The following is a 19,394-nucleotide window of genomic DNA, read 5'->3' as shown; positions in this document are numbered from 1 at the left end:
CCATGCCTGAAACCCCTCCCGCGGCGCTGAGCCGCGACGGACACGCGCCTCCGGAGACCCCGCCGGAGTCTCCGGAGGCGCGCGGGACCCGCAGGCAGCGCCTCTTCACCCCGGCGCTGGTGATCGGGATCCTGATCACCCTGGGGCTGCTGCTGCTCTCGCTGACCACCGGGCAGTACGACGTCTTCTCGGAGGACGGGTTCTGGATGTTCGGCATCACCCGCGTCCCGCGCACCATAGCGCTGGTCCTGGCGGGCGCCTCGATGGCCATGTGTGGACTGATCATGCAGCTGCTCACCCAGAACCGCTTCGTGGAGCCCACCACCACCGGCACCACCGAATGGGCGGGGCTTGGACTGATCCTGGTGCTCTGGCTCTTCCCCGGCGCCTCGATGCTGGCCCGGACGGGCGGCGCCGTGACGATGGCCTTCATCGGCACCGTCATCTTCTTCCTGTTCCTGCAGCGGGTGACCCTGAAGTCCTCGCTGATCGTGCCGATCATCGGCATCATGCTGGGCGCCGTGGTCAGCTCCTTCACCACCTACATCGCGCTGATGACCGACCATCTGCAGACCCTAGGCATCTGGTTCGCCGGATCCTTCACCCGCGTGGTCGAAGGGCGCTATGAGCTGATGTTCCTGGTGCTGGTGGTGACCATCCTGGTCTTCATCACCGCCGACCAGTTCACCGTGGCCGGACTCGGCAAGGACATGGCCACCAACGTGGGCCTGAACTACGCCGCCGTGCTGTTCATGGGCACCGCCATGGTTGCGGTGGCCACCGGGGTCACCGCCACCGTGGTGGGCACGCTGCCTTTCCTGGGGCTCGTGGTGCCCAACATCGTCTCGCTCTTCCGCGGCGATGACCTGCGCAGCAACCTGCCATGGGTCGCGCTGCTCGGGATCGCGACCGTGACCGTCTGCGACCTGATCGGCCGCACCATCCGTGCGCCCTTCGAGATCCCGGTGGGTCTGGTGCTGGGGCTGGTCGGGGCCGTGGTGTTCGTCGGCCTGCTCCTGCGGCAGCGAAGGAAAGGTGGGCTCCTCACATGACCGCGCAGCTTGATCGCGAGCGGCGCACCCCACAGGTCTCCGCCGGAACCGCCACGACCTCCGCCGGCACCACCCCCGCACCGCGACGCCGACGCTCCGGGGCGATCACCACCCGACGCCATGGCCTGCGCTGCTGGGGCGTCATGGCGCTGCTTGGCGGGCTCTCGGTGTTCTTCACCGCCGGGATCCTCAGCTACGACAACCCGATGCCCTTCGGCTCTGACGGATACTGGCTGATCGCGGGAATGCGCGTGGAGACCGTGCTGGTCATCGGCGTCGTCGTCTTCTGCCAGGCGATGGCCACGGTGGCGTTCCAGACGGCGACCAACAACCGGATCATCACCCCCTCGATCATGGGATTCGAATCGCTGTATGTGGCGATCCAGACCGGCGCGGTGTTCTTCTTCGGCATCGCCGGGATCACCCTGGTCACCGGACTGCCGCAGTTCCTGATGCAGGCCGCTGCGATGGTGCTCTTCGCCACGATCCTCTACTCCTGGCTGCTGAGCGGGAGGTTCTCCAACATCCACATCATGCTGCTGGTGGGCGTGGTGATCGGCGGCGGACTCGGCTCGCTGTCGACCTTCATGCAGCGAGTGCTCACCCCGAGCGAGTTCGATGTGCTCACCGCCCGACTCTTCGGCAACATCGGCAACGCTCGCGCCGAATACCTGCCCTATGCGATCCCGATCGCGCTGGCAGCCGCGGGCGTGCTGTGGTGGCGGGCGCGACGGCTCGATGTGGTCGCCCTGGGACGCAGCACCGCAGACAACCTCGGGGTCAACCACAGGCGGGAGGTGATGATCATCCTGACACTGGTCTCGGTGCTGATGGCCATGAGCACCTCGCTGGTCGGCCCGATGACCTTCCTGGGCTTCCTGGTCGCCACCCTTGCGTATCAGTTCGCCGACACCTACTCCCACCGGATGCTGTTCCCGATGGCCATGCTGATCGGCTACACCGTCCTGGCCGGGGCGTACTTCATCATGCGCAACATCTTCTACGCCCAGGGCGCGGTGACCCTGATCATCGAGCTCATCGGCGGAGTCGTCTTCCTGATAGTCCTGATGCGAAAGGGCCGCCTGTGATCAGCCTGACCGAGGTCACCAAGAACTACGGCGCAGCAGGGGCCGGCGACACCGTCGCCATCGGCCCGGTCAGCGTGGACATCCCCGCCGGCGGGATCACCGCGCTGGTGGGCCCCAACGGCGCCGGAAAATCCACGATCCTGACCATGATCGGGCGGCTGCTCGATGTGGATTCCGGACGGATCGAGGTGGCTGGGCACGACGTCGTGAACTCGCCGTCGAGGACCATCGCCAAGATCCTCTCCATCCTGCGCCAGGAGAACCACTTCGTCACCCGGCTCACGGTGCGCCAACTGGTGGGCTTCGGCCGGTACCCGCACTCGCAGGGCCGGCTCACCCAGGACGACGAGCGGCACATCTCTGAGGCCATCGACTTCCTGGACCTGACCGCACTGGAGGGGCGGTACCTCGACCAGCTCTCCGGTGGTCAGCGCCAGCGCGCCTATGTGGCGATGGTGCTGGCGCAGGACACCGACTACGTGCTGCTCGATGAGCCGCTGAACAACCTCGACATGCAGCATGCGGTGCAGATGATGCAGCAGCTGCGCCGCGCCGCCGACGAGCTGGGCCGCACCATCGTCATCGTGCTGCACGACATCAACTTCGCCGCCCGCTACTCGGACAAGATCCTGGCCATGAAGAACGGCGTGGTGGTCGAGCACGGAACCCCGGAGCAGATCATGCAGGATGCGGTGCTGAGCAGGGTCTTCGACACCGAGGTCACCGTGATCGAGGGTCCGCGCGGGCCGCTGGCGGTGTACTACTGAGAGCTCGTGGTGATCGAGTTCACTCCTGGGCGGTCGCGGATCAACCCTATGGAGGCCTCGTTCTTCGCGCTCGCGCTCGCGGACGTGAAGAACGAGAACGCTCGGGAAGGAGAGGCATCAATGACCTGCAGACCGAGCAGCTCTAGTTGGTGAGTGGTCTCGAGGCGATGGTCGCGGATGGGCTCTATGGCGATCTGTCCTTCACCGCCGACCTCGGCCCCCATCATCCCCGGTAAGTCGGTGGTGTTCGATGCGTCGAGGGTCACTGCGAACGACACCGTGCTCACGGCTGCGGTGCAGTCGGTGTGGAATGCCCCCGGAAGTAGGTCAACGCGCGCCCGAAGAGCAACGCCAGGGGTGTAGAGGGCGATGACTGAAACCACCTTCGCGAGCCATCGATGACCAGGGCGGGTCCAACGTCGATACCGCAGGCCCGCCCTGGTGCACCAAGTGTCAGCTGCCCCGGACGTCCTCAGCCGAGGACTTCGCGGAGTCAGCGACCGTGTCCTTCTGGTCCTGAACTTCAGACTTCACGTTCTGAGCGCTGTGCGTGGCGGAGTCCTGAACCCGCTGCGCCGATTCCAGGGCGGGCTCCTTGAGCTCCTCGGCCATCGACTGCGCCTGGCGCTTCGCGTCATCCACCAGCGGCTGAGCCTGATCCTCAAGCTTCGCCGCTGTCTTCTTCTCCGGCTCAGAGGCCGGAAGGATGGACGCCGCCAACCAGCCCGCCCCCAGAGCGATCAGACCCGCCGCGAGCGGGTTGCCCCGGGTCTTGCGCTTGAGCTCCTGGGGTGCCCGCTGGGCGCTCGCGGCGGCACTATGGGCATTCTCAGAGACCTCCGAAGAGGCATCATCGGCTGACCCCATCACACTGTCCTTCCAACCTCCAACGGTGCTGCGAATCTTCTCGGTCTGGCGCTGGGCCACCTTCGACGGGGAAACCTTGTCGGCGACGGCGTCAACGTCTAGGGAGAGGCTGTTGCGGGTCCGCTCGATATCGGCGCGGATCTCATCGGGGCTCTGCTGTGTCATCGGGTCTCCTTGGAAGGGGTGAGAGCATCAGGGATTTCCTTCAGGGTCTCCGCGGTCTGCGGCGCTCCTTCGGCCTGATCGAAGTTCTTCTTGCCGAGCACCGCCAGCACGGCGGCGATGATCGCCCAGATCGCAGCGACGATGACCGCAGACCAGGCGCTGCCGATCGCGGTGGCACCCAGGGCGGCCCAGAGGGCGACGGAGAGGAAGAGCAGCACAAAGTGGCCGGCGACTCCGGCGCCGCCGAGCATGCCGGCACCCTTTCCTGCGTTCTTCGCGGTCTCGCTCAGTTCGGCCTTGGCGAGGGCGATCTCCTGCCGGATCAGGGTAGAGAGGTCACTGCTGACGTTGGACATGAGCGAACCCAGGGATTCCTCTTCCGCTCTGCGCTCCAACCCAGGCGTGGATCCTGTCCCAGATGTGGGTTCTGGGTCCATGGGGCGACGGGCATGGCTGCTCATCGGCCAGCACCGCCGGCGTAGGGATCGGTGCCGCCGGTGTAACCCGGGGTGGGACTGGCGGGACCGGTCTCATAGGCCGGGGCACCAGCGCTCTGGTGTCCGGACACCGGAGCTGCCGGTGAGCCGGATCCTGACCGGGCCGTCCCTGGTCCGGCCGGGGCAGTGCCGGAGTCGGCACCACCGGCAGCAGGCCCGGTTGCGACGGCGCCTGCGTCATCGGCGTGGTGCTGCTTGAGTCCTCGGGTCAGCCGGCCGGCGGCGAAGCCGACACCGGCTGCGATGGCAAGGAAGGCAACCGGACGACGCCGCGCGAAGCTCTGGACCTCGTGGAGGACCTCCCTGGGGTCATGGTCCTCAAGCCAGGTCGCCGTGGCCTCGGCCCGGGAGCTCAGCTGGTCCAGGAGGTCGTTCGCGACACCTGGTTCGGGCTTCTCACCGCGAGCGATGCGCGCGACGTCGTCGCTGAAGGTGCGCACCGTGCCCGCTGCGCGGTCCAGCTGCTCAGACGCCTGGGACTCCAGCATCGTGCCCGCCTCGCCGCCGAGGCGCTTGGCCCCGCGGACGGCGTCGTCCTTGACTCCGGCGGCTTCCTGGGCCGCGGTGTCCTTGACTGCTCGTCCGGCGTCCTTGGCGTCGCCGGCGACATCTTGGGCTGCGCCCTTGGCCTGATCCGACTTCTTCTGGGTCTGAGACGCAGAATCGGACGCAGAATCGGACGCAGAATCGGACGTGGAACCAGACGTGGAACCAGACGTGGAATCGGACGTGGAACCAGACCCGGAGCCGGGACGCCCCGAGTGCTGTGGCTGCCCGGAGATCGGCATGGTCCCAAGTGGGAGATCGTTCGTTGCAGAACCCGTTTCCCTGCCGGGTGAGGTCGACGGAGGCGTCGGGAGCGTATGGGCTCGTGACGCGTCCTCTCCGCCGAGATTGCTATGAGGGGTGCTGTGTGGGTTTGACATGATTACCTTTCGTCGTGTCCTCGAATTCGCGGCGAACCGAGGTTGAAAAGAGAGTCTGGAGATCAACTGGACGGGCGACGCCCGACATCTCAGCGCCGGACAGCTTCATCCGGTCCGACTGCTGGTTCGTCTTGGCTGCGGCCTGCAGACCTGCGCAGATTACGTGCGCGCTGGACATCCTCCTGATGCTTCTTCGCCTTCTTATCGCTGGCCTTGGTGTCTCGGGCTGGCAGCTGGAGGTTCTCCTCTGCAGGCATTCCAGCCTGCAGCTCACGGCCGCGCTCGACTTCGCTATCAACCTCCGCACCGAAGAGCAGGATCGCGTTGACGATGTATATCCACAGCAACAAGATGATGACCCCGGCCAGCGCCCCATAGGTGGCGTTGTAGTTGCCGAAGTTGGACACATAGAAGAAGAAGCCCACAGAGGCCAGTACTGCGACCACGATGGCGATGACGGCACCGACGCTGACCCAGCGGAACTTCGGTTGATGCACGTTGGGAGTCGCATAGTAGAGCAGAGCAACGACGAACACGACGACGAACGCCAGGACGAACCATTGGGCGATGCTCCACACCGTGATCGCGGTTGAGCCAAGCCCGATCGCGCTTCCCACGGCTTCTGCGACCGGTCCCGACAAGATGAGGATCATCAGGGCAACCGCTCCCAGGACCAGGATCAGCGCTGTCAGGAGGTACATCTGCACATTGAGCTTGATCCCACCACGACCTTCAGGAACCTCGTGGATGATGTTCATCGCCCGGCCGAAGGCCTTCACGTAGCTGGAGGCCGACCACAGCGCGGCCAGCAATCCGAGGATGAGCCCCAGCCCCGGAGCAGGGGCTGTCAGGACAGACTCCAAGGCAGGTCGGACGGTGCCCCACGTGTCGGAGGGAACAATGCCCTCCGCCTGATCGAGGACCGCGGTGACGGTTCCTCCGCCCTGCCCGAAGAGACTCAGCACCGAGACCACGGCGATCAGTGCCGGGAAGATGGAAAGGACAGTGCGGTAGGTGAGGCCGGCGGCCAGATCGGTGCAACCGTCCGCGGAGAATTCGCGGATCGTGGTCCTGAGGATGTACTTCCACGTGGGTTTGGTGATCTCAGCAGGAGAGTCAGGCTTGCGATCGTCTTCCGGGTGAGGAGCGTCCGCCGGATCACTCTGGGTATTGTCGCGGGAGCTGTGAGACATGAAACGTGCCTTTCTCCGGGTGTGTAGGGAGCACGAGCTCCTGGAAACGGTGACGGTCTGGGTCTAGTCGCCTGGCCACTCTCCGGTGAGCCGCTGAAACGCCCGAGGTCCACCGCGATCTACGAGGGCATCGACAAAGGCGAAGAACGCTCCGTGTACAGCAGCCGCGAGAAGCACCTCACCGACGAGCCCGGATGGCTGGGAGGAGGGCTGCGGTCGCGGCGAGAGCCCCGACAGTCTCACCGAGCTCGCGCCGACTGAGCAGCGGAAGGGTTCTTCGTGCCTGTAGTCGGCGGGGCCCCTGAGGATTCTCGTGTTCAGCGGGTGTCATGGCGAGTGTGTTCCTTGACCTCGGCAACGTCTTGCTTGACGTTGGTGATCGTCCGTTCCAACCCCAGGGCGGGTGTGGTGATCAGAACACCGACGCCAAACCACGCCAGGAGGCCTCCGACGCTGAGGAACCCAGCACCGATACCGCCCTGTCTAGCCTTCGCGGTCAGCTCCGCCTGGGCGAGTCGCACCTCGTCGCGGACCAATCGTGAGGTCTGTTCTGAGAGGCGGGTCAGCAACTCTGGAACTGTAGGTTCGGGCGGCTTAGCGGGGTGACTCATGATGTGTGCCCTCTACATGTGAAACGACGTGCAACCAGTAGTTGCTGCTGGCATTCGAAGGTCAAGCTGCCCCGTGCCGCAGGACCGGTAGATGGATCGGGCCCAGGAACCGGCCATCACGGATTTCCCGATCAGCAGGAGATCCTGCATCTTGCGAGAGTGCCCTCCGGGCACCCGGGGCCTGTTCTTGATGGCACCTACCAGGGGTCGGATCCCACTCTCAGACCCGCCCCCGGTAGGTGCTCGACGTCAGACCCTGAATGCGCAGGCTGCAGAGATGTCACTCACCGCTTCGCACCGGGCTCAGCGTCGCCTTCAACGTCGATCTCTTCCTTGCGGACCTCGCCGGAGACGGTTTCGGTGTCCTGGACGGTGCGTTTGCCGACATTGACCTTCTCCGTGGCCACGGTCTCCTTGTCGACCACGGGGCGCTCCTCGCGCAGCGTCACCACCTCGTCCTGGCGACCCGCATCATCGATCGTGCCTGCAGAGCGCGCCTCGGCAGAGTTCGGGTCGACCGTCTCCCGCTCGACGACGAGCTCTTCGCGCTGGACGGGCACTTCAATGCTCTGGTTCTCGGTGCGAACCCGCTTGCGCAGGCGCACCTGGCCTGCCTCGCGCTGCTCGGTGCCGACCTTCAGCCGCTCCTCATGAGCGACCATCTTGTCGGCATCTGCGGCAGTGGTGTCAAGACCGGGACCGCCAGCGTCTGTTCCCTGGCGTCCGGTGCCGCGATCAGGGCTGTAGTAGTCCCAGAGGCGCTGCTCCTCTTCAACGCTGAGGTGTCCGTCGACGTCGATGTTGGGGGCATCCTTGATGTAGGCCTTGGTGAACGGCACCCTGAGACCTTCGGGGGAGTAGTCGGTCGCGCCGAAGGGAATGAAGGTCTCTTTGGCGCCGAAGAGGCCGATATTCACGGTGACGAACTCGGGTTCTTGAGTCTGACTGTCCACGTAGACCTGACCGACGGAGCCGACCTTGGCTCCCTCACTGTCATATACATCTGCGTTCTCGATCGAGTCGATGTCGAAGTTGCTGTTGACCATGGTCATTCACTCGCCTTCCCATGCCCCCGAGCTTCGGGGGTCAAGATTATTGAAACGAACATTTATATGCCAATTGATTCGAGTTAAATAATTGCTGGAATCAACTGCACCGTCTATGTCATCGCGGCAACCGTGCCTGCAGGTGCTAGAGGGTGCTCCCGGCTCCGACCGAAGCGTTCGTAGCAGGCAAGCACCCGTCGTCGCGTCATCGCTGCGGCTTCGGGGTTTCAGCCTGCTCTGGAGATTACACTGTAAACACAGCCCTGAGCAATAGTCATCCAGTCGGAATCTGAGGATCACGTGGCAGCACGCCGCGCTGCGCCGGGCAAGGCGGCCCGACCTGCCAGGGCCCATCGGCGATCGCTTCTGGTCTGGGCATCCGAGTCGATGTCCAAGACCTTCGATCCTGGGCATGCGGTTCCAGCGGTGAACTCGACTGAATCTGCGAAGAAACTCCGCCGGAGTACCATGGATGAGCGCACGCAGAAGCGTTCACCAGCTGGGCGTCTTTTGGGGAAGTCACCTATCAGGTATCGGGGTAAACGCAAATGGATCGGACAACCGACGCTGCAGGTTCAGACAAGGCGCGACCCGGGCTCAGCCGTGAATTGGTTGTGAGGTCGGCCCTGTCGTACATCGACACGCATGGTGCACAGAAGCTGACGATGCGCGCCCTCGGTGCCAGCCTAGATGTGGAGGCGATGGCGCTGTACAGGCACGTCTCAGGGCGCGAAGACCTGCTCGAGAGCGTCGTCGCTGAACTTTTACAAGGGTTGGAAGACGATCTCGACAAGCAGCTCAGTGAGACGTGGCAGGGGTATCTTCAGACATTTGCCCATCAGGTTCGCCAGATCGCGGTCGAGCACCCTCTGGTCTTCCCGCTCGTCGCGACCCGCCACCCTTCGGCACCGTGGCTTCGCCCCCCACTGCGCAGCCTCTCCCTGGTAGAAGGCTTCCTGCGCGCGCTCATCGACCATGGTTTCAGCGACTCTGCCGCAGTTCACACCTATCGAATAATCAGCAGCTTCCTTCTGGGGCACCTGCTGCTGGAATCAGTCGTCCGCGGAGCTGAGGTCTCATCCGTAGAGGTTCCCCTGGACGAGGGAAATGCGATTGTTCCTGAAGGGGATTCCGGACTCGACCTCAGTGCAGTCCCAGTGGTAATGCGTTTGAAAACAGCCCTAAGCGAGGATCACTCAAAAAATGAATTTGAGATCGGCTTGGAAGCATTAATTGATCGCATTGAGTTCTATATCAGCCAATAGGTTTAAGTTCGTTTTATTAGCAATTCTATTGCTGGTTATTGGATGTATATTCTCTGGTCGCGAACGCGGTGGGCATGCCTTTTTGGAGCCGATACTTATATCTCGCGGCGGGTCCGGCGGAAGCTTTTTCGGATTCACGGGGTGCGCTGGGAGACGAGTCTTTCACGACCGTCATCCCAAGCGATTTCATACCACGAAGGGCTCGAAACCAGGGGGCGTACCTGCGCTCCGCGTAGACGCGCGACTCCGCAGCGCGAACACGTGGCATCGGCGCCACGCCTGAATCGGGCGACAGAGTCGCCAAGAGTGACGTACGAGCGTAGGCCCGACCAGATCAGTACGACTCGAAGAGATGGATCATCCCTGGAACGATTCGGATCGGTCTCTGGAAGCCGCCCCTGCAGTCTCAGCTGATGAGACTGCCTCGGCTCGGGTGCCGGGCTCCCACGGCCTCGTCCTATCATTTTGGGTCTGCGCCGCACTCGGCGCCTCACCATCAATCCTTCTGTGGAGATGCCCAGCAATGTCTACCTCTCTTGACCCCTCTGTGCCCAGCGCCTCGAAACGAAGAGTCGATGACGTGGCCGATGAGAACCTCACCGTCCCGCGCCGCCGGATCATCATGGCCTCGCTGATCGGGACCACGATCGAGTTCTATGACTTCTACATCTACGCCACCGCGGCCGTCTCGATCTTCCCGCTGCTCTTCTTCTACGGCGACGAGGGCTCCGCGCTGCTGGCCTCCATGGCCACATTCGGTGCGGCCTTCGTGGCGCGGCCGCTGGGCGCGATCATCTTCGGCCACTACGGGGACAAGGTCGGACGCAAGGCCACCCTGGTCGGCGCGCTGCTGACCATGGGCATCGCCACGTTCCTGATCGGTCTGCTGCCCACCTACCACCAGGTCGGGCTCTGGGCGCCCGCGATGCTGACCATCCTGCGCTTCTGCCAGGGACTGGGACTGGGCGGGGAATGGTCCGGTGCCGCGCTGCTGGCCTCGGAGACCGCCCGGCCGGGCAAGCGTGCGCAGGCGGCCATGTGGCCGCAGCTCGGTGCTCCCTTCGGCTTCATGCTCGCCAACGGCCTCTTCCTGCTGCTGGCCACCCTCTTCGCCTATGACTCCACCGCGCGTGACCTCGATGATCCGTTCCTGGTGTGGGGCTGGCGCCTGCCGTTCCTGCTCTCGGTGCTCATGGTCGCCGTCGGGCTCTACGTCCGGCTGCGGATCGAGGAGACCCCGGTGTTCGCCAAGGCCATGGCCGGCAACGAGCGGGTCAAGACCCCCATCGGGGAGGTCTTCCGGCGCAACTGGTGGGAGATCATCCTGGGCACCTTCATCATGCTGGCCACCTACGGGCTGTTCTATCTGATGACCACCTGGGTGCTCTCCTACGCCATCGGCAGCGCCGAGGTCGGAGGCCTGAGCTACGGCTACCAGGACTTCCTGGTGCTGCAGATCGTCGCCATCACCTTCTTCGCGATCTTCGTGCCGGTGGCAGGCCGACTGGCCGACCGCTTCGGCCGACGCCCGATGCTGATCGTGGTCACCCTGGCGATCATGGCCTTCGGACTGAGTTTCCGCTACTGGCTCTCCGCCGACTCCATGGGCACCGGCGAGGACCTCAACGTCTGGCAGATGCTGGCCTTCCTCGCCGTCGGCATGACGCTGATGGGTCTCACCTTCGGTCCCATGTCCGCGGTGCTGCCGGAGCTGTTCCCCACGAACACCCGCTACACCGGATCGGGTGTGGCCTACAACGCCGCATCCATCCTCGGTGCGGCGCTGACCCCCTTCGTGGCGGCCTGGCTGGTGCAGGCCTACGGCGTCGGCGCGGTCGGGCTGTACCTGGCCGGACTGGGCGTGCTGACCCTGATCGCGCTGATCCTCGCCCCGGAGACCTCGAAGAAGTCCCTGTACACCGAGGCTGCCGAGTAGCCAGCCGCCGACAGCTGCCCCGTCCAAGGCCACGGCCCTGGGCGGGGCAGTGCTGTGTCCCGGGTCATCCAGGACCCGGCGAGAGCCGGCTCAGCCGTCGATGACCGCGACCAGCTCATCGAGGAACCCGCCGAAGTCGGTGCCCCGACGCAGGATCCGCTGCAGCGACTCCCGTTCGCTGAGCACCTCCACGAGCTGCTCGAAGACGGTCTGGAACGCATCGCGCTCGGACTCGGAGAACGCCGCCAGGGCCACGACCTGGATGCGCCCTTCGCCCCAGCGGATCGAACCCTCGGCGATCCCGATCGAGAGCGCGGTGCGCCGCGCCGTCATGGTCAGCGCGTGCGGGACCGCGAGGGACTCGGTGAAGGCCGTGGAGGAGAGCCGCTCGCGCTCGATCGTGCCGCGCACATAGTCCTCATCGATGATGCCCTGGGCGAGGAGCGGTGCGCTGAGCTGGCGGATCGCATCTTCTTCGTCCTTCGCCCGGAGCGGGCGGAGGAAGGCATCGGGGCTGAAGTAGCGCTCCAGCTCTCCGCGCAGCCGGGTGAGCCGCCGGGTGCGACGACGCCTCGACGCCACCGCGGCGATGCGCTGCATGTCGGCGTCGGTGATGAACGGGGCAAGCTGGACCGTGCGCTCATCGGGCACCGGGGGTTCGATCGTGGTCAGCACCAGATCGGTGTTCATTCCAGCCCAGTCGGGATCCGTCCGGGTCTCCACCGCGGTGACCTCGATGCCAGGCCCGAGTGATTCATCCAGCCGCGAGCGCAGCAGGTCATGGAGCTCGTAGTAACCGGGGCAGACGATGGTCGCGGTCAGCGCGGCCTCGGCGCGGCGGCTGCGTTCCAGTCGGCCGCCCACATGCATTGCGATGTAGGCGATCTCATCCTCGCGGATCAGCACGTCCAGCTGCTCGGTGATGTCGCTGGCGATGGAGACCGCGACCTGGAAGATCATCGGATAGCTGGACTTCAGCGACTTGGTCAGCGGATTGCGTGAGAAGGCCTGCTCCCGCGCCCGATGGACCAGATTCTGCACGTGCAGGCTCAGTCGCCGGATGAAGTCGGCGTGGGCGATGTCCACCAGATACTCCTCCGCGGCGTGGCCCACGGCGCGGATCACCGCCCGCTCCACCTCGGGGTCCAGCGGCACCTCGGTGCCCGCGCTGCCGTCCGAGGCGACCACCCGGGTCAGCACCAGCGAGGCCAGATGCTGCAGGTCGCCCTGGCCCAGACTCACTCCGAAGTGCTGGGAGGCCAGAGCCCCGACGACGCCGGCCAGCCGTTCCTGCTGGGCGCTGGGCTGCAGATGGGTCCCCTCCAGCGGGTGGCCGTGGCTGACCCGGTCGGCGGCGATGGCCACGTGCAGGACCACATCGGCGGAGGCGAACTCGTTGACGTAGTAGCCCTGCTCGGCCAGCTGGGCCGCCAGTTCTCGCTTGAACGGACCGAAGGCCTCCGCCTCCAGAGACCCCAGTCCCGCCGCACGGCGCAGGCCCTCGCCGTCGAAGGAGCCGTGCTCCATCTCTTCATGGGCGAGCTTCGAGACCAGCCGCCGCTGGGCGAGCTCATCGCCGACCAGCAGCGCACGCGCGCCTGAACGTTGGATGGTGTTGCCGGTGCCGGCCAGCAGCTCGCGGACCCGGACCAGATCGGCCTCCACCGTGGCCATGGAGACATAGAGGCGTTCGGCGGTGCGGCGCAGATCGATCCCGTTCTGCGCCTCGAGCAGCTCGTGCACCAGGCCGTGGAGCCGGTCCCGGGTCGAGGCGCGGCCGGAGTCGCTGCGCAGCGCTGCCAGTGCGGCCCGGTCCGCCCGGTATCCGGCGGGCCCGGATTCGATCAGCGCCGTCGGCTGGGCAGATGCCGAGTGTGCGACGGTCGAACGAGGTGCCGCGGAGTTTGAGGTGCTGGAGTCGGAAGAGGCCGGGTGAGGAGCAGCGGCCTGAGGTCCAGCGGGGGCGCGTGCATTGAGCTGAGCGATATAGGACCTGACGCTGCGCGGGGTGACGCCGAGCAGGTCAGCCAGCGAGCCTGCGGTGATCCACCCGGGCTCACGCAGGAGCAGGTTGATCAGCTGCTCCTGGCGTCTGCTCATCCGGTCCACGCTCAAACCTTACCGGCCGGCCACATCGGCCGGGCGATTCTTCCTCCCCGGCGGAAAGAACTCTCGGCCCCACGCCGGTGCAGTGTGCCCTGAATCACTGCACAATCGAGGAGGAAGGAGTGTGAGATCAATGGAGATCCTGGTGGTCTGTGGTGCTGGCGCGTCCAGCACCTTCGTGGCACAGCGTGTGAAGAAGGCGATGCGCCTGGCCGGCGTGCCCTACGCAGTGCGCGCAGGAAACCAGGCCTCCCTGCTGCATGATCTCGACTCCGCAGATCTGATCCTCCTGGGCCCGCATCTGGCGGACTCGCTGGAGGACATCCAAGGACTCACCGCGCCGGCAGGCACCGTGGTGAGACTGCTTCCGGCAGACATCTACACCGACCTCGAAGGCACCAGCGCCTTGGCGCTGATCCTCGAGGCCCTCCCCATGCCCGACGCGGCCGCCGCCGCATCAACCCGAAAGGGACTCTCATGAGCTCCACTCGCACTGTCACCGTCGCCTCCTCCCAGGGGCTGCACGCACGTCCGGCCAAGCTGTTCGTGGAGGCCGCCCAGGCCTCCGGCGCGCAGGTGACGATCGCCAAGGGTGAGAAGTCCGTCAACGCGGCCAGCATCCTCGGGGTGCTCTCCCTCGGCGTGGAGAAGAACGATCAGGTGGTGCTCACCGCCGAAGGCGGGAACGAGGAGCAGACCCTGGAGAGTCTGGAGCAGTTCCTGACCACCGACCACGACGAGGCCTCCTGATGCCGGAGCTCTCCGGAATCGGCGTCGGAAGGGGCATCGCCGCGGGACCCGTGGCCCGTATGTCCGCTCCGCCGCCGGCGCCCGCGGATGAAGCCTCCGCGCTCAGCGCCGACGCTGAGACGCAGCGGGTGCAGGTGGCAGTCGCCGAAGTGGCCGCCGAGCTCGAAGCCCGCGGCCGCACCGCCGGCGGCATGGCCCGCGACGTGCTCGAGGCTCAGGCCATGATGGCCCAGGACCCGACCCTGCACGACGCCGTGGCGACCCGGCTGAAGGCGGGCAAGACCGGCGAATACGCCGTGCACGAGGCCTTCGCCGAGTTCCGCGCCACGCTGGAGGCGCTCGGCGGCTATCTCGGCGAGCGCGCCTCGGACCTCTCCGACGTGTCCCAGCGCGTGATCGCCAGCCTGCGTGGGCTGCCCGCCCCGGGCATCCCGGACCCCGGACACCCGTTCATCCTGGTGGCCGAGGATCTGGCGCCGGCGGACACCGCGCTGCTGAACCTGGACCAGGTCCTCGCACTGGTGACCATCCAGGGCGGACCGACCTCGCACACCGCGATCCTGGCGCGCGAGAAGTCCATCACCGCCATCGTCGGCGTCGCCGAGGCCGAGAGCCTTCTGGAGGGCCAGCAGGTGATCGTCGACGCCGGAGCCGGCGCGGTGATCGCTGATCCGACCCAGGAGCAGCTCGACGAGGCCGAGGCCCGCCGCGCCGCGCATGCGGCGGAGGCCGTGGCACCGGTGACTCCGGGCGCCCTGGCAGACGGCACCGCGGTGCCGCTGCTGGCGAACCTCGGCTCGGCCAAGAGCTCGGCCAAGGCGGTGGCGCTGGGCGCCGAAGGTGTGGGGCTCTTCCGCACCGAGTTTCTCTTCCTCAGCGCCGACGAGGCGCCCTCGGTGGAAGAGCAGCGCGAGGCCTACCAGTCGGTGCTCGAGGCCTTCCCCGGCCAGAAGGTGGTGGTCCGAGCCCTCGACGCCGGCGCTGACAAGCCGCTGAGCTTCCTCAACGACGCGCCCGAGGAGAACCCGGCACTGGGTCTGCGCGGACTGCGCGCGCTGATGGCCAATGAGCAGATCCTCACGGACCAGCTCACCGCCCTGGCCCAGGCGCAGGAGAACACCGATGCCGACGTCTGGGTGATGGCTCCGATGGTCTCCACCGTGGAGGAGGCCGAAGCGTTCACGGCGCTGGCCAAGGAGCACGGCCTGCAGACGGCCGGGGTCATGGTGGAGGTCCCCTCGATCGCGCTGATGGCCGATGAGCTGCTCACACGCACCGACTTCGCCTCCATCGGCACCAACGACCTGACCCAGTACACGATGGCGGCCGACCGCCTGCTCGGTTCCGTGGCGTCCCTGCAGGATCCCTGGCACCCCGCGGTGCTGCGGCTGATCCGTGAAGTCGGCGCCGCCGGGATCGCTTCGAAGAAGCCCGTCGGAGTCTGTGGCGAGGCCGCCGCGGACCCGCTGCTCGCCGTCGTCCTGGTCGGACTCGGCGTGAACACGCTCTCGATGTCTCCGGCCGCGCTCGCAGATGTGCGGGCCGAGCTGAAGCTGCACACCTTGGAGGAGGCACGCTCCATCGCCGCCGCCGCGCTTGCTGCCGCCACCGCGGCGCAGGCGCGGGAAGCCGCACAGACCGCGGCGCAGAAGTCCTGAACCACGACTGAACAACTGAATCATCGCCTAAGTCGCTGAGATCGGCCCTCGTTCCAGGGCCGACACCTTTGACGCACCCGCAGGGGGCGTCTCACCATCACAAGAAAGAGGCTCCGTCATGACAACGGTGTCAGCTGAGACGAAGGATCGGGGCGGCACACGTGTGGCCGTCCAGCGATTCGGCTCATTCCTGTCGGGCATGATCATGCCCAACATCCCCGCCCTGATCGCCTGGGGCATCATCACCGCGCTGTTCATCGAGGTCGGTCCGTTCCCGAACGAGGCGCTCGCCTCGATCGTCGGCCCGATGATCCATTACCTGCTGCCGATCCTGATCGCCATGCAGGGTGGCCGGATGATCTACGACACGCGCGGTGCCGTCGTCGGCGCGATCGCCACCATGGGCGTCATCGCTGGCTCCGACTGGCTCGTCGCCCAGTTCAACGCGACCCTCCCAGAGGGTGCCGGCGAACTGGGGCAGGTCCACATGTTCATCGGTGCGATGATCATGGGTCCCCTGGGCGCCTACGCGATCAAGCAGCTCGACAAGCTGTGGGAGGGCAAGATCAAGTCCGGCTTCGAGATGCTGGTCAACATGTTCTCCGCAGGCATCGGCGGCTTCCTGCTGGCCCTCGCCGGCTTCTACTGGGTCGCTCCGGCGATCAACGCGCTGATGGATGTCATGGGCAACGCGGTGCGCTGGCTCATCGAGACCAATCTGCTGCCGCTGACCTCGGTCATCATCGAACCAGCGAAGGTCTTCTTCCTCAACAACGCCATCAACCACGGTGTGCTGACGCCCTTGGGCATCGCGGATGCGGCTGAGAACGGCCAGTCGATCCTGTTCCTGCTCGAGGCCAACCCGGGGCCCGGCTTCGGCGTCCTGCTGGCCTTCTCGATCTTCGGCACCGGCATTGCACGGGCCACCGCCCCCGGTGCTCTGCTCATCCAGTTCGTCGGCGGCATCCACGAGGTCTACTTCCCCTACGTGCTGATGAAGCCAGCGCTGCTGATCGCCATGATCGCCGGTGGCGCCACGGGCGTCGGCACCAACATGGTCTTCGAGTCCGGTCTGCGAGCCCCCGCCGCACCGGGTTCGATCATCGCGGTGGTGGCGCAGACCGCGCAGGGCTCCTACGTCGGGGTCATCCTCTCGGTGATCCTCTCGGCAACGGTGACCTTCTCGGTCGCTTCGGTCATCCTGCTCTCCAGCCGGAAGCGTGATCTTGCGGCGAATGAGGACAGCTTCGCGGCGGCCGTGGCGAAGACCGAGGCGAACAAGGGCAGGTCCTCCTCGCATCTGGCGAACCTCTCCGCCGCGACCCAGGTCCCGGCGCAGAAGATCACGAACATCATCTTCGCCTGCGACGCCGGCATGGGCTCCTCCGCGATGGGCGCCTCGGTGCTGCGCAAGAAGATCTCCGGGGCAGGCATCGAAGGCGTCACGGTCACCAACAAGGCCGTCGCCTCGCTGCCGGGGGACGCCGATCTGGTCATCACCCAGCAGCAGCTCACCGATCGGGCACGCGCCAAGGAGCCGCAGGCGGTGCACGTCTCGGTGGACAGCTTCATGAACGCCCCGGAGTACGACGACGTCGTCACGCTGATCCGGCAGAGCGAGGCCAGGTCCTCCGGGCGGGATGCTGATGACGGCGTCGACTCGCACGAGTCCTCCGCCGGGGGAGTCGCCATGGACACCCGTGTGCGCAGCGACTCACAGATCCTGACCCGCTCGCAGGTCCGCATCCACACCGGCTCCGCCACCCAGGACGAGGCGCTCACCGAAGCGGCCGAGATCCTCGGCGCAGCCGGCGCGGTGACCGAGGAGTACCTCAGGGCCATGAAGGAGCGCGAGGCCACGGTCTCCACCTACATGGGCAACGAGCTGGCCATCCCACACGGCACCAACGACGCGAAGTCAGCTGTTCTGGCCTCGGCGCTCTCGGTGACCCGCTACGACGGCGGCGTGGACTGGGCCGGAGAGAAGGTCACCTTCGTGATCGGCATCGCCGGGGTCGGTGACGAGCACCTGGAGATCCTCTCCAAGATCGCTGAGCTCTTCTCCGACGACGCGGAGGTCGCCAAGCTCAAGCAGGCCTCCTCCGAGGAGGAGCTGTTGACGCTGCTCTCGGCGGTCAACGCCGGCTGAGCCTGGGCTGACACCGGTGCCCGCGGGCACCCGCTGAGCCGAAGGGGGTGCGTCACACGGATCACCGGTGGCGCACCCCCTTCGCCGCTGCACACACCACATACATCTGAGCACTCAACCTTCGGGAGTCAACATGCTGGCAGTCCATTTCGGCGCGGGAAACATCGGCCGCGGCTTCGTAGGAACCCTGCTGCACGAGGGAGGCTATGAGGTGGTCTTCTCCGACGTCGCAGCACCCCTGGTGGACGCGCTCTCGGAAGCGCGCAGCTACACCGTGCACGAGGTCGGAGCCGGTGGCGTCGATCGGGAGGTCACGAACTTCCGGGCACTGAACAGCACCGAGGACCCGCAGGCGGTGGCCGCAGAGGTCGCCTCCGCCGATGTGGTCACCACCGCCGTGGGACCTGCCATCTTGAAGTTCATCGCCCCGCATGTGCTCTCCGGCCTGCTGCAGCGCCCGGCCGAGGCCCAGCCGCTGCAGATCATGGCGTGCGAGAACGCGCTGGGCGCCACCGACACGCTGCGCGACCATGTGCAGGAGCTCGCCGGGGAGCAGTGGGAGATGCTCTCGGCCCGGGCAGTGTTCGCCAACACCGCGGTGGACCGGATCGTCCCGGGACAGCCCGTCGACGGAGGAGTCGACGTCACCGTGGAGCCGTTCTACGAATGGGCCATCGAAGCAGGACCCTTCGGTGAGGACCGGCCGAACATCCCGGGCGCCCACTTCGTGGACGACCTCGGCCCCTATATCGAGCGCAAGCTCTTCACCGTGAACACCGGCCACGCCGCCACCGCCTACCTGGGGTTCCGCGCGGGCCGCAGCACGATCGCCGAGGCGCTGACCGATGAGACGGTCTTCGCCGGAGTCCGTGCCGCCCTCGAGGAGACCTCGGCGCTGCTGGTGGACAAGCACGGCTTCGCCCCCGAGGAGATGGCCGCCTACCGAGCGACCATCCTGGAGCGCTTCCGCAACCCGGAGCTTCCAGACACCGTGGATCGGGTGGGTCGGCAGCCGCTGCGCAAGCTCTCCCGGCACGAACGCCTGATCGGGCCCGCCGTGGAGGCGGCGGAGCGCGGCCTGAGCGTGGAGGGGCTGCTCGCCGTCGTCGAGGCGGCGCTGCACTTCGAGTCGGCCGCCGATGAGCAGACCCGGCAGCTGCAGAAGCTGCTCACCGAGCTCGACGCCGACGCGCTGACCACCCAGATCACCGGGCTGCAACCGGCAGATCCGCTCTACAGCAGAGTCCGCGAGCTGGTCACCGCCCGGCAGGGCTGACCACCCGCACCACCCCGGGGACTTCCCTCCACACGCTGACCA

19 protein-coding genes are annotated in these 19,394 nt (G+C 66.1%); 10 read left to right on the top strand and 9 right to left on the bottom strand.

Annotated features, from left to right (window positions below; genetic code table 11):
* Positions 1 to 2 precede the first annotated feature (2 nt).
* Genes LTI14_RS05915 through LTI14_RS05905 form a run of 3 tightly spaced genes read left to right on the top strand, consistent with a single transcriptional unit; the run spans position 3 to position 2,907 of the window.
* Positions 3 to 1,052: an ABC transporter permease gene (locus LTI14_RS05915; protein ID WP_241476044.1), complete on the top strand. Its 1,050-nt coding sequence runs from the start codon at positions 3 to 5 to the stop codon at positions 1,050 to 1,052.
* On the top strand, positions 1,049 to 2,140 hold the full coding sequence (locus LTI14_RS05910; protein ID WP_241476043.1) for an iron chelate uptake ABC transporter family permease subunit: 1,092 nt from the start codon (positions 1,049 to 1,051) through the stop codon (positions 2,138 to 2,140). Before LTI14_RS05915 ends, LTI14_RS05910 begins: the two co-directional genes overlap by 4 nt.
* Complete coding sequence (locus tag LTI14_RS05905; RefSeq protein ID WP_342357726.1) at positions 2,137 to 2,907, top strand: iron ABC transporter ATP-binding protein; 771 nt, start codon at positions 2,137 to 2,139, stop codon at positions 2,905 to 2,907. Before LTI14_RS05910 ends, LTI14_RS05905 begins: the two co-directional genes overlap by 4 nt.
* On the opposite strand, the gene LTI14_RS05900 is transcribed toward LTI14_RS05905, so the two are convergent.
* The 8 genes from LTI14_RS05900 to LTI14_RS05865 form a co-directional block, all read right to left on the bottom strand.
* Entirely contained in the window at positions 2,901 to 3,194 is a 294-nt protein-coding gene (locus LTI14_RS05900; protein WP_241476042.1) for a hypothetical protein, read from the bottom strand. The two genes, LTI14_RS05905 and LTI14_RS05900, sit on opposite strands and share 7 nt — an antisense overlap.
* A gap of 166 nt (positions 3,195 to 3,360) precedes the next feature.
* The gene (locus LTI14_RS05895) at positions 3,361 to 3,939 is read right to left on the bottom strand and encodes a DUF3618 domain-containing protein (protein WP_241476041.1); all 579 of its coding nucleotides are present in this window, start codon (positions 3,937 to 3,939) and stop codon (positions 3,361 to 3,363) included.
* Positions 3,936 to 4,295, bottom strand: a complete 360-nt coding sequence (locus LTI14_RS05890) for a phage holin family protein (protein ID WP_241465352.1) — start codon at positions 4,293 to 4,295, stop codon at positions 3,936 to 3,938. Before LTI14_RS05890 ends, LTI14_RS05895 begins: the two co-directional genes overlap by 4 nt.
* 101 nt (positions 4,296 to 4,396) lie before the next feature.
* Positions 4,397 to 5,224 carry a hypothetical protein gene (locus LTI14_RS05885; protein WP_241476040.1) on the bottom strand — a complete coding sequence of 276 codons (828 nt, stop codon included), beginning with the start codon at positions 5,222 to 5,224 and terminating at the stop codon, positions 4,397 to 4,399.
* A 227-nt stretch (positions 5,225 to 5,451) separates the two neighbouring features.
* Positions 5,452 to 6,555 carry a YihY/virulence factor BrkB family protein gene (locus tag LTI14_RS05880; RefSeq protein WP_241465350.1) on the bottom strand — a complete coding sequence of 368 codons (1,104 nt, stop codon included), beginning with the start codon at positions 6,553 to 6,555 and terminating at the stop codon, positions 5,452 to 5,454.
* A gap of 63 nt (positions 6,556 to 6,618) precedes the next feature.
* Positions 6,619 to 6,798, bottom strand: a complete 180-nt coding sequence (locus LTI14_RS05875; RefSeq protein WP_342357725.1) for a DUF4235 domain-containing protein — start codon at positions 6,796 to 6,798, stop codon at positions 6,619 to 6,621.
* A 74-nt stretch (positions 6,799 to 6,872) separates the two neighbouring features.
* Positions 6,873 to 7,124 carry a phage holin family protein gene (locus LTI14_RS05870; protein WP_241476039.1) on the bottom strand — a complete coding sequence of 84 codons (252 nt, stop codon included), beginning with the start codon at positions 7,122 to 7,124 and terminating at the stop codon, positions 6,873 to 6,875.
* Positions 7,125 to 7,450: 326 nt separating this feature from the next.
* The gene (locus LTI14_RS05865; protein ID WP_241465347.1) at positions 7,451 to 8,218 is read right to left on the bottom strand and encodes a DUF2382 domain-containing protein; all 768 of its coding nucleotides are present in this window, start codon (positions 8,216 to 8,218) and stop codon (positions 7,451 to 7,453) included.
* A 542-nt stretch (positions 8,219 to 8,760) separates the two neighbouring features.
* Here LTI14_RS05865 and LTI14_RS05860 point away from each other — a divergent pair.
* Both LTI14_RS05860 and LTI14_RS05855 read left to right on the top strand, forming a co-directional pair.
* Positions 8,761 to 9,477: a TetR/AcrR family transcriptional regulator gene (locus tag LTI14_RS05860; RefSeq protein ID WP_241465346.1), complete on the top strand. Its 717-nt coding sequence runs from the start codon at positions 8,761 to 8,763 to the stop codon at positions 9,475 to 9,477.
* Between the two features lie 523 nt (positions 9,478 to 10,000).
* Positions 10,001 to 11,413 carry an MFS transporter gene (locus LTI14_RS05855; RefSeq protein WP_241465345.1) on the top strand — a complete coding sequence of 471 codons (1,413 nt, stop codon included), beginning with the start codon at positions 10,001 to 10,003 and terminating at the stop codon, positions 11,411 to 11,413.
* 90 nt (positions 11,414 to 11,503) lie between these two features.
* Here LTI14_RS05855 and LTI14_RS05850 read toward each other — a convergent pair whose 3' ends face one another.
* On the bottom strand, positions 11,504 to 13,513 hold the full coding sequence (locus LTI14_RS05850; protein WP_241476038.1) for a BglG family transcription antiterminator: 2,010 nt from the start codon (positions 13,511 to 13,513) through the stop codon (positions 11,504 to 11,506).
* Between the two features lie 139 nt (positions 13,514 to 13,652).
* Between LTI14_RS05850 and LTI14_RS05845 the strand changes: the two genes are divergently transcribed.
* The 5 genes from LTI14_RS05845 to LTI14_RS05825 all read left to right on the top strand — a co-directional run bounded on the left by LTI14_RS05845 (position 13,653) and on the right by LTI14_RS05825 (position 19,352).
* Positions 13,653 to 14,000, top strand: a complete 348-nt coding sequence (locus LTI14_RS05845) for a PTS sugar transporter subunit IIB (protein ID WP_241465343.1) — start codon at positions 13,653 to 13,655, stop codon at positions 13,998 to 14,000.
* On the top strand, positions 13,997 to 14,269 hold the full coding sequence (locus LTI14_RS05840) for an HPr family phosphocarrier protein (protein WP_241465342.1): 273 nt from the start codon (positions 13,997 to 13,999) through the stop codon (positions 14,267 to 14,269). The genes LTI14_RS05845 and LTI14_RS05840 overlap by 4 nt, the downstream gene beginning before the upstream one ends.
* Complete coding sequence (gene ptsP / locus LTI14_RS05835) at positions 14,269 to 15,927, top strand: phosphoenolpyruvate--protein phosphotransferase (protein ID WP_241476037.1); 1,659 nt, start codon at positions 14,269 to 14,271, stop codon at positions 15,925 to 15,927. Before LTI14_RS05840 ends, ptsP begins: the two co-directional genes overlap by 1 nt.
* Positions 15,928 to 16,045: 118 nt before the next feature.
* Positions 16,046 to 18,076: a PTS mannitol transporter subunit IICBA gene (locus LTI14_RS05830; protein WP_241465340.1), complete on the top strand. Its 2,031-nt coding sequence runs from the start codon at positions 16,046 to 16,048 to the stop codon at positions 18,074 to 18,076.
* 133 nt (positions 18,077 to 18,209) lie between these two features.
* Complete coding sequence (locus LTI14_RS05825; RefSeq protein WP_241465339.1) at positions 18,210 to 19,352, top strand: mannitol-1-phosphate 5-dehydrogenase; 1,143 nt, start codon at positions 18,210 to 18,212, stop codon at positions 19,350 to 19,352.
* The last annotated feature ends 42 nt before the right edge of the window (positions 19,353 to 19,394 follow it).

The sequence above is a fragment of the Nesterenkonia sp. YGD6 genome, assembly GCF_022565895.1.
Taxonomy (GTDB): domain Bacteria; phylum Actinomycetota; class Actinomycetes; order Actinomycetales; family Micrococcaceae; genus Nesterenkonia.
Note: the sequence above shows the minus strand (reverse complement) of the source record. Positions and strands in the feature narration are given on the sequence as shown.

Excerpts from the sequence above, each read along its gene's own strand:
- LTI14_RS05915 (WP_241476044.1), top strand. The coding sequence starts at position 3 with ATGCCTGAAACCCCTCCCGCGGCGCTGAGCCGCGACGGACACGCGCCT.
- LTI14_RS05910 (WP_241476043.1), top strand. The coding sequence starts at position 1,049 with ATGACCGCGCAGCTTGATCGCGAGCGGCGCACCCCACAGGTCTCCGCC.
- LTI14_RS05895 (WP_241476041.1), bottom strand. The coding sequence starts at position 3,939 with ATGACACAGCAGAGCCCCGATGAGATCCGCGCCGATATCGAGCGGACC.
- LTI14_RS05890 (WP_241465352.1), bottom strand. The coding sequence starts at position 4,295 with ATGTCCAACGTCAGCAGTGACCTCTCTACCCTGATCCGGCAGGAGATC.
- LTI14_RS05885 (WP_241476040.1), bottom strand. The coding sequence starts at position 5,224 with ATGCCGATCTCCGGGCAGCCACAGCACTCGGGGCGTCCCGGCTCCGGG.
- LTI14_RS05880 (WP_241465350.1), bottom strand. The coding sequence starts at position 6,555 with ATGTCTCACAGCTCCCGCGACAATACCCAGAGTGATCCGGCGGACGCT.
- LTI14_RS05865 (WP_241465347.1), bottom strand. The coding sequence starts at position 8,218 with ATGACCATGGTCAACAGCAACTTCGACATCGACTCGATCGAGAACGCA.
- LTI14_RS05860 (WP_241465346.1), top strand. The coding sequence starts at position 8,761 with ATGGATCGGACAACCGACGCTGCAGGTTCAGACAAGGCGCGACCCGGG.
- LTI14_RS05855 (WP_241465345.1), top strand. The coding sequence starts at position 10,001 with ATGTCTACCTCTCTTGACCCCTCTGTGCCCAGCGCCTCGAAACGAAGA.
- LTI14_RS05850 (WP_241476038.1), bottom strand. The coding sequence starts at position 13,513 with ATGAGCAGACGCCAGGAGCAGCTGATCAACCTGCTCCTGCGTGAGCCC.
- LTI14_RS05845 (WP_241465343.1), top strand. The coding sequence starts at position 13,653 with ATGGAGATCCTGGTGGTCTGTGGTGCTGGCGCGTCCAGCACCTTCGTG.
- LTI14_RS05840 (WP_241465342.1), top strand. The coding sequence starts at position 13,997 with ATGAGCTCCACTCGCACTGTCACCGTCGCCTCCTCCCAGGGGCTGCAC.
- ptsP (WP_241476037.1), top strand. The coding sequence starts at position 14,269 with ATGCCGGAGCTCTCCGGAATCGGCGTCGGAAGGGGCATCGCCGCGGGA.
- LTI14_RS05830 (WP_241465340.1), top strand. The coding sequence starts at position 16,046 with ATGACAACGGTGTCAGCTGAGACGAAGGATCGGGGCGGCACACGTGTG.
- LTI14_RS05825 (WP_241465339.1), top strand. The coding sequence starts at position 18,210 with ATGCTGGCAGTCCATTTCGGCGCGGGAAACATCGGCCGCGGCTTCGTA.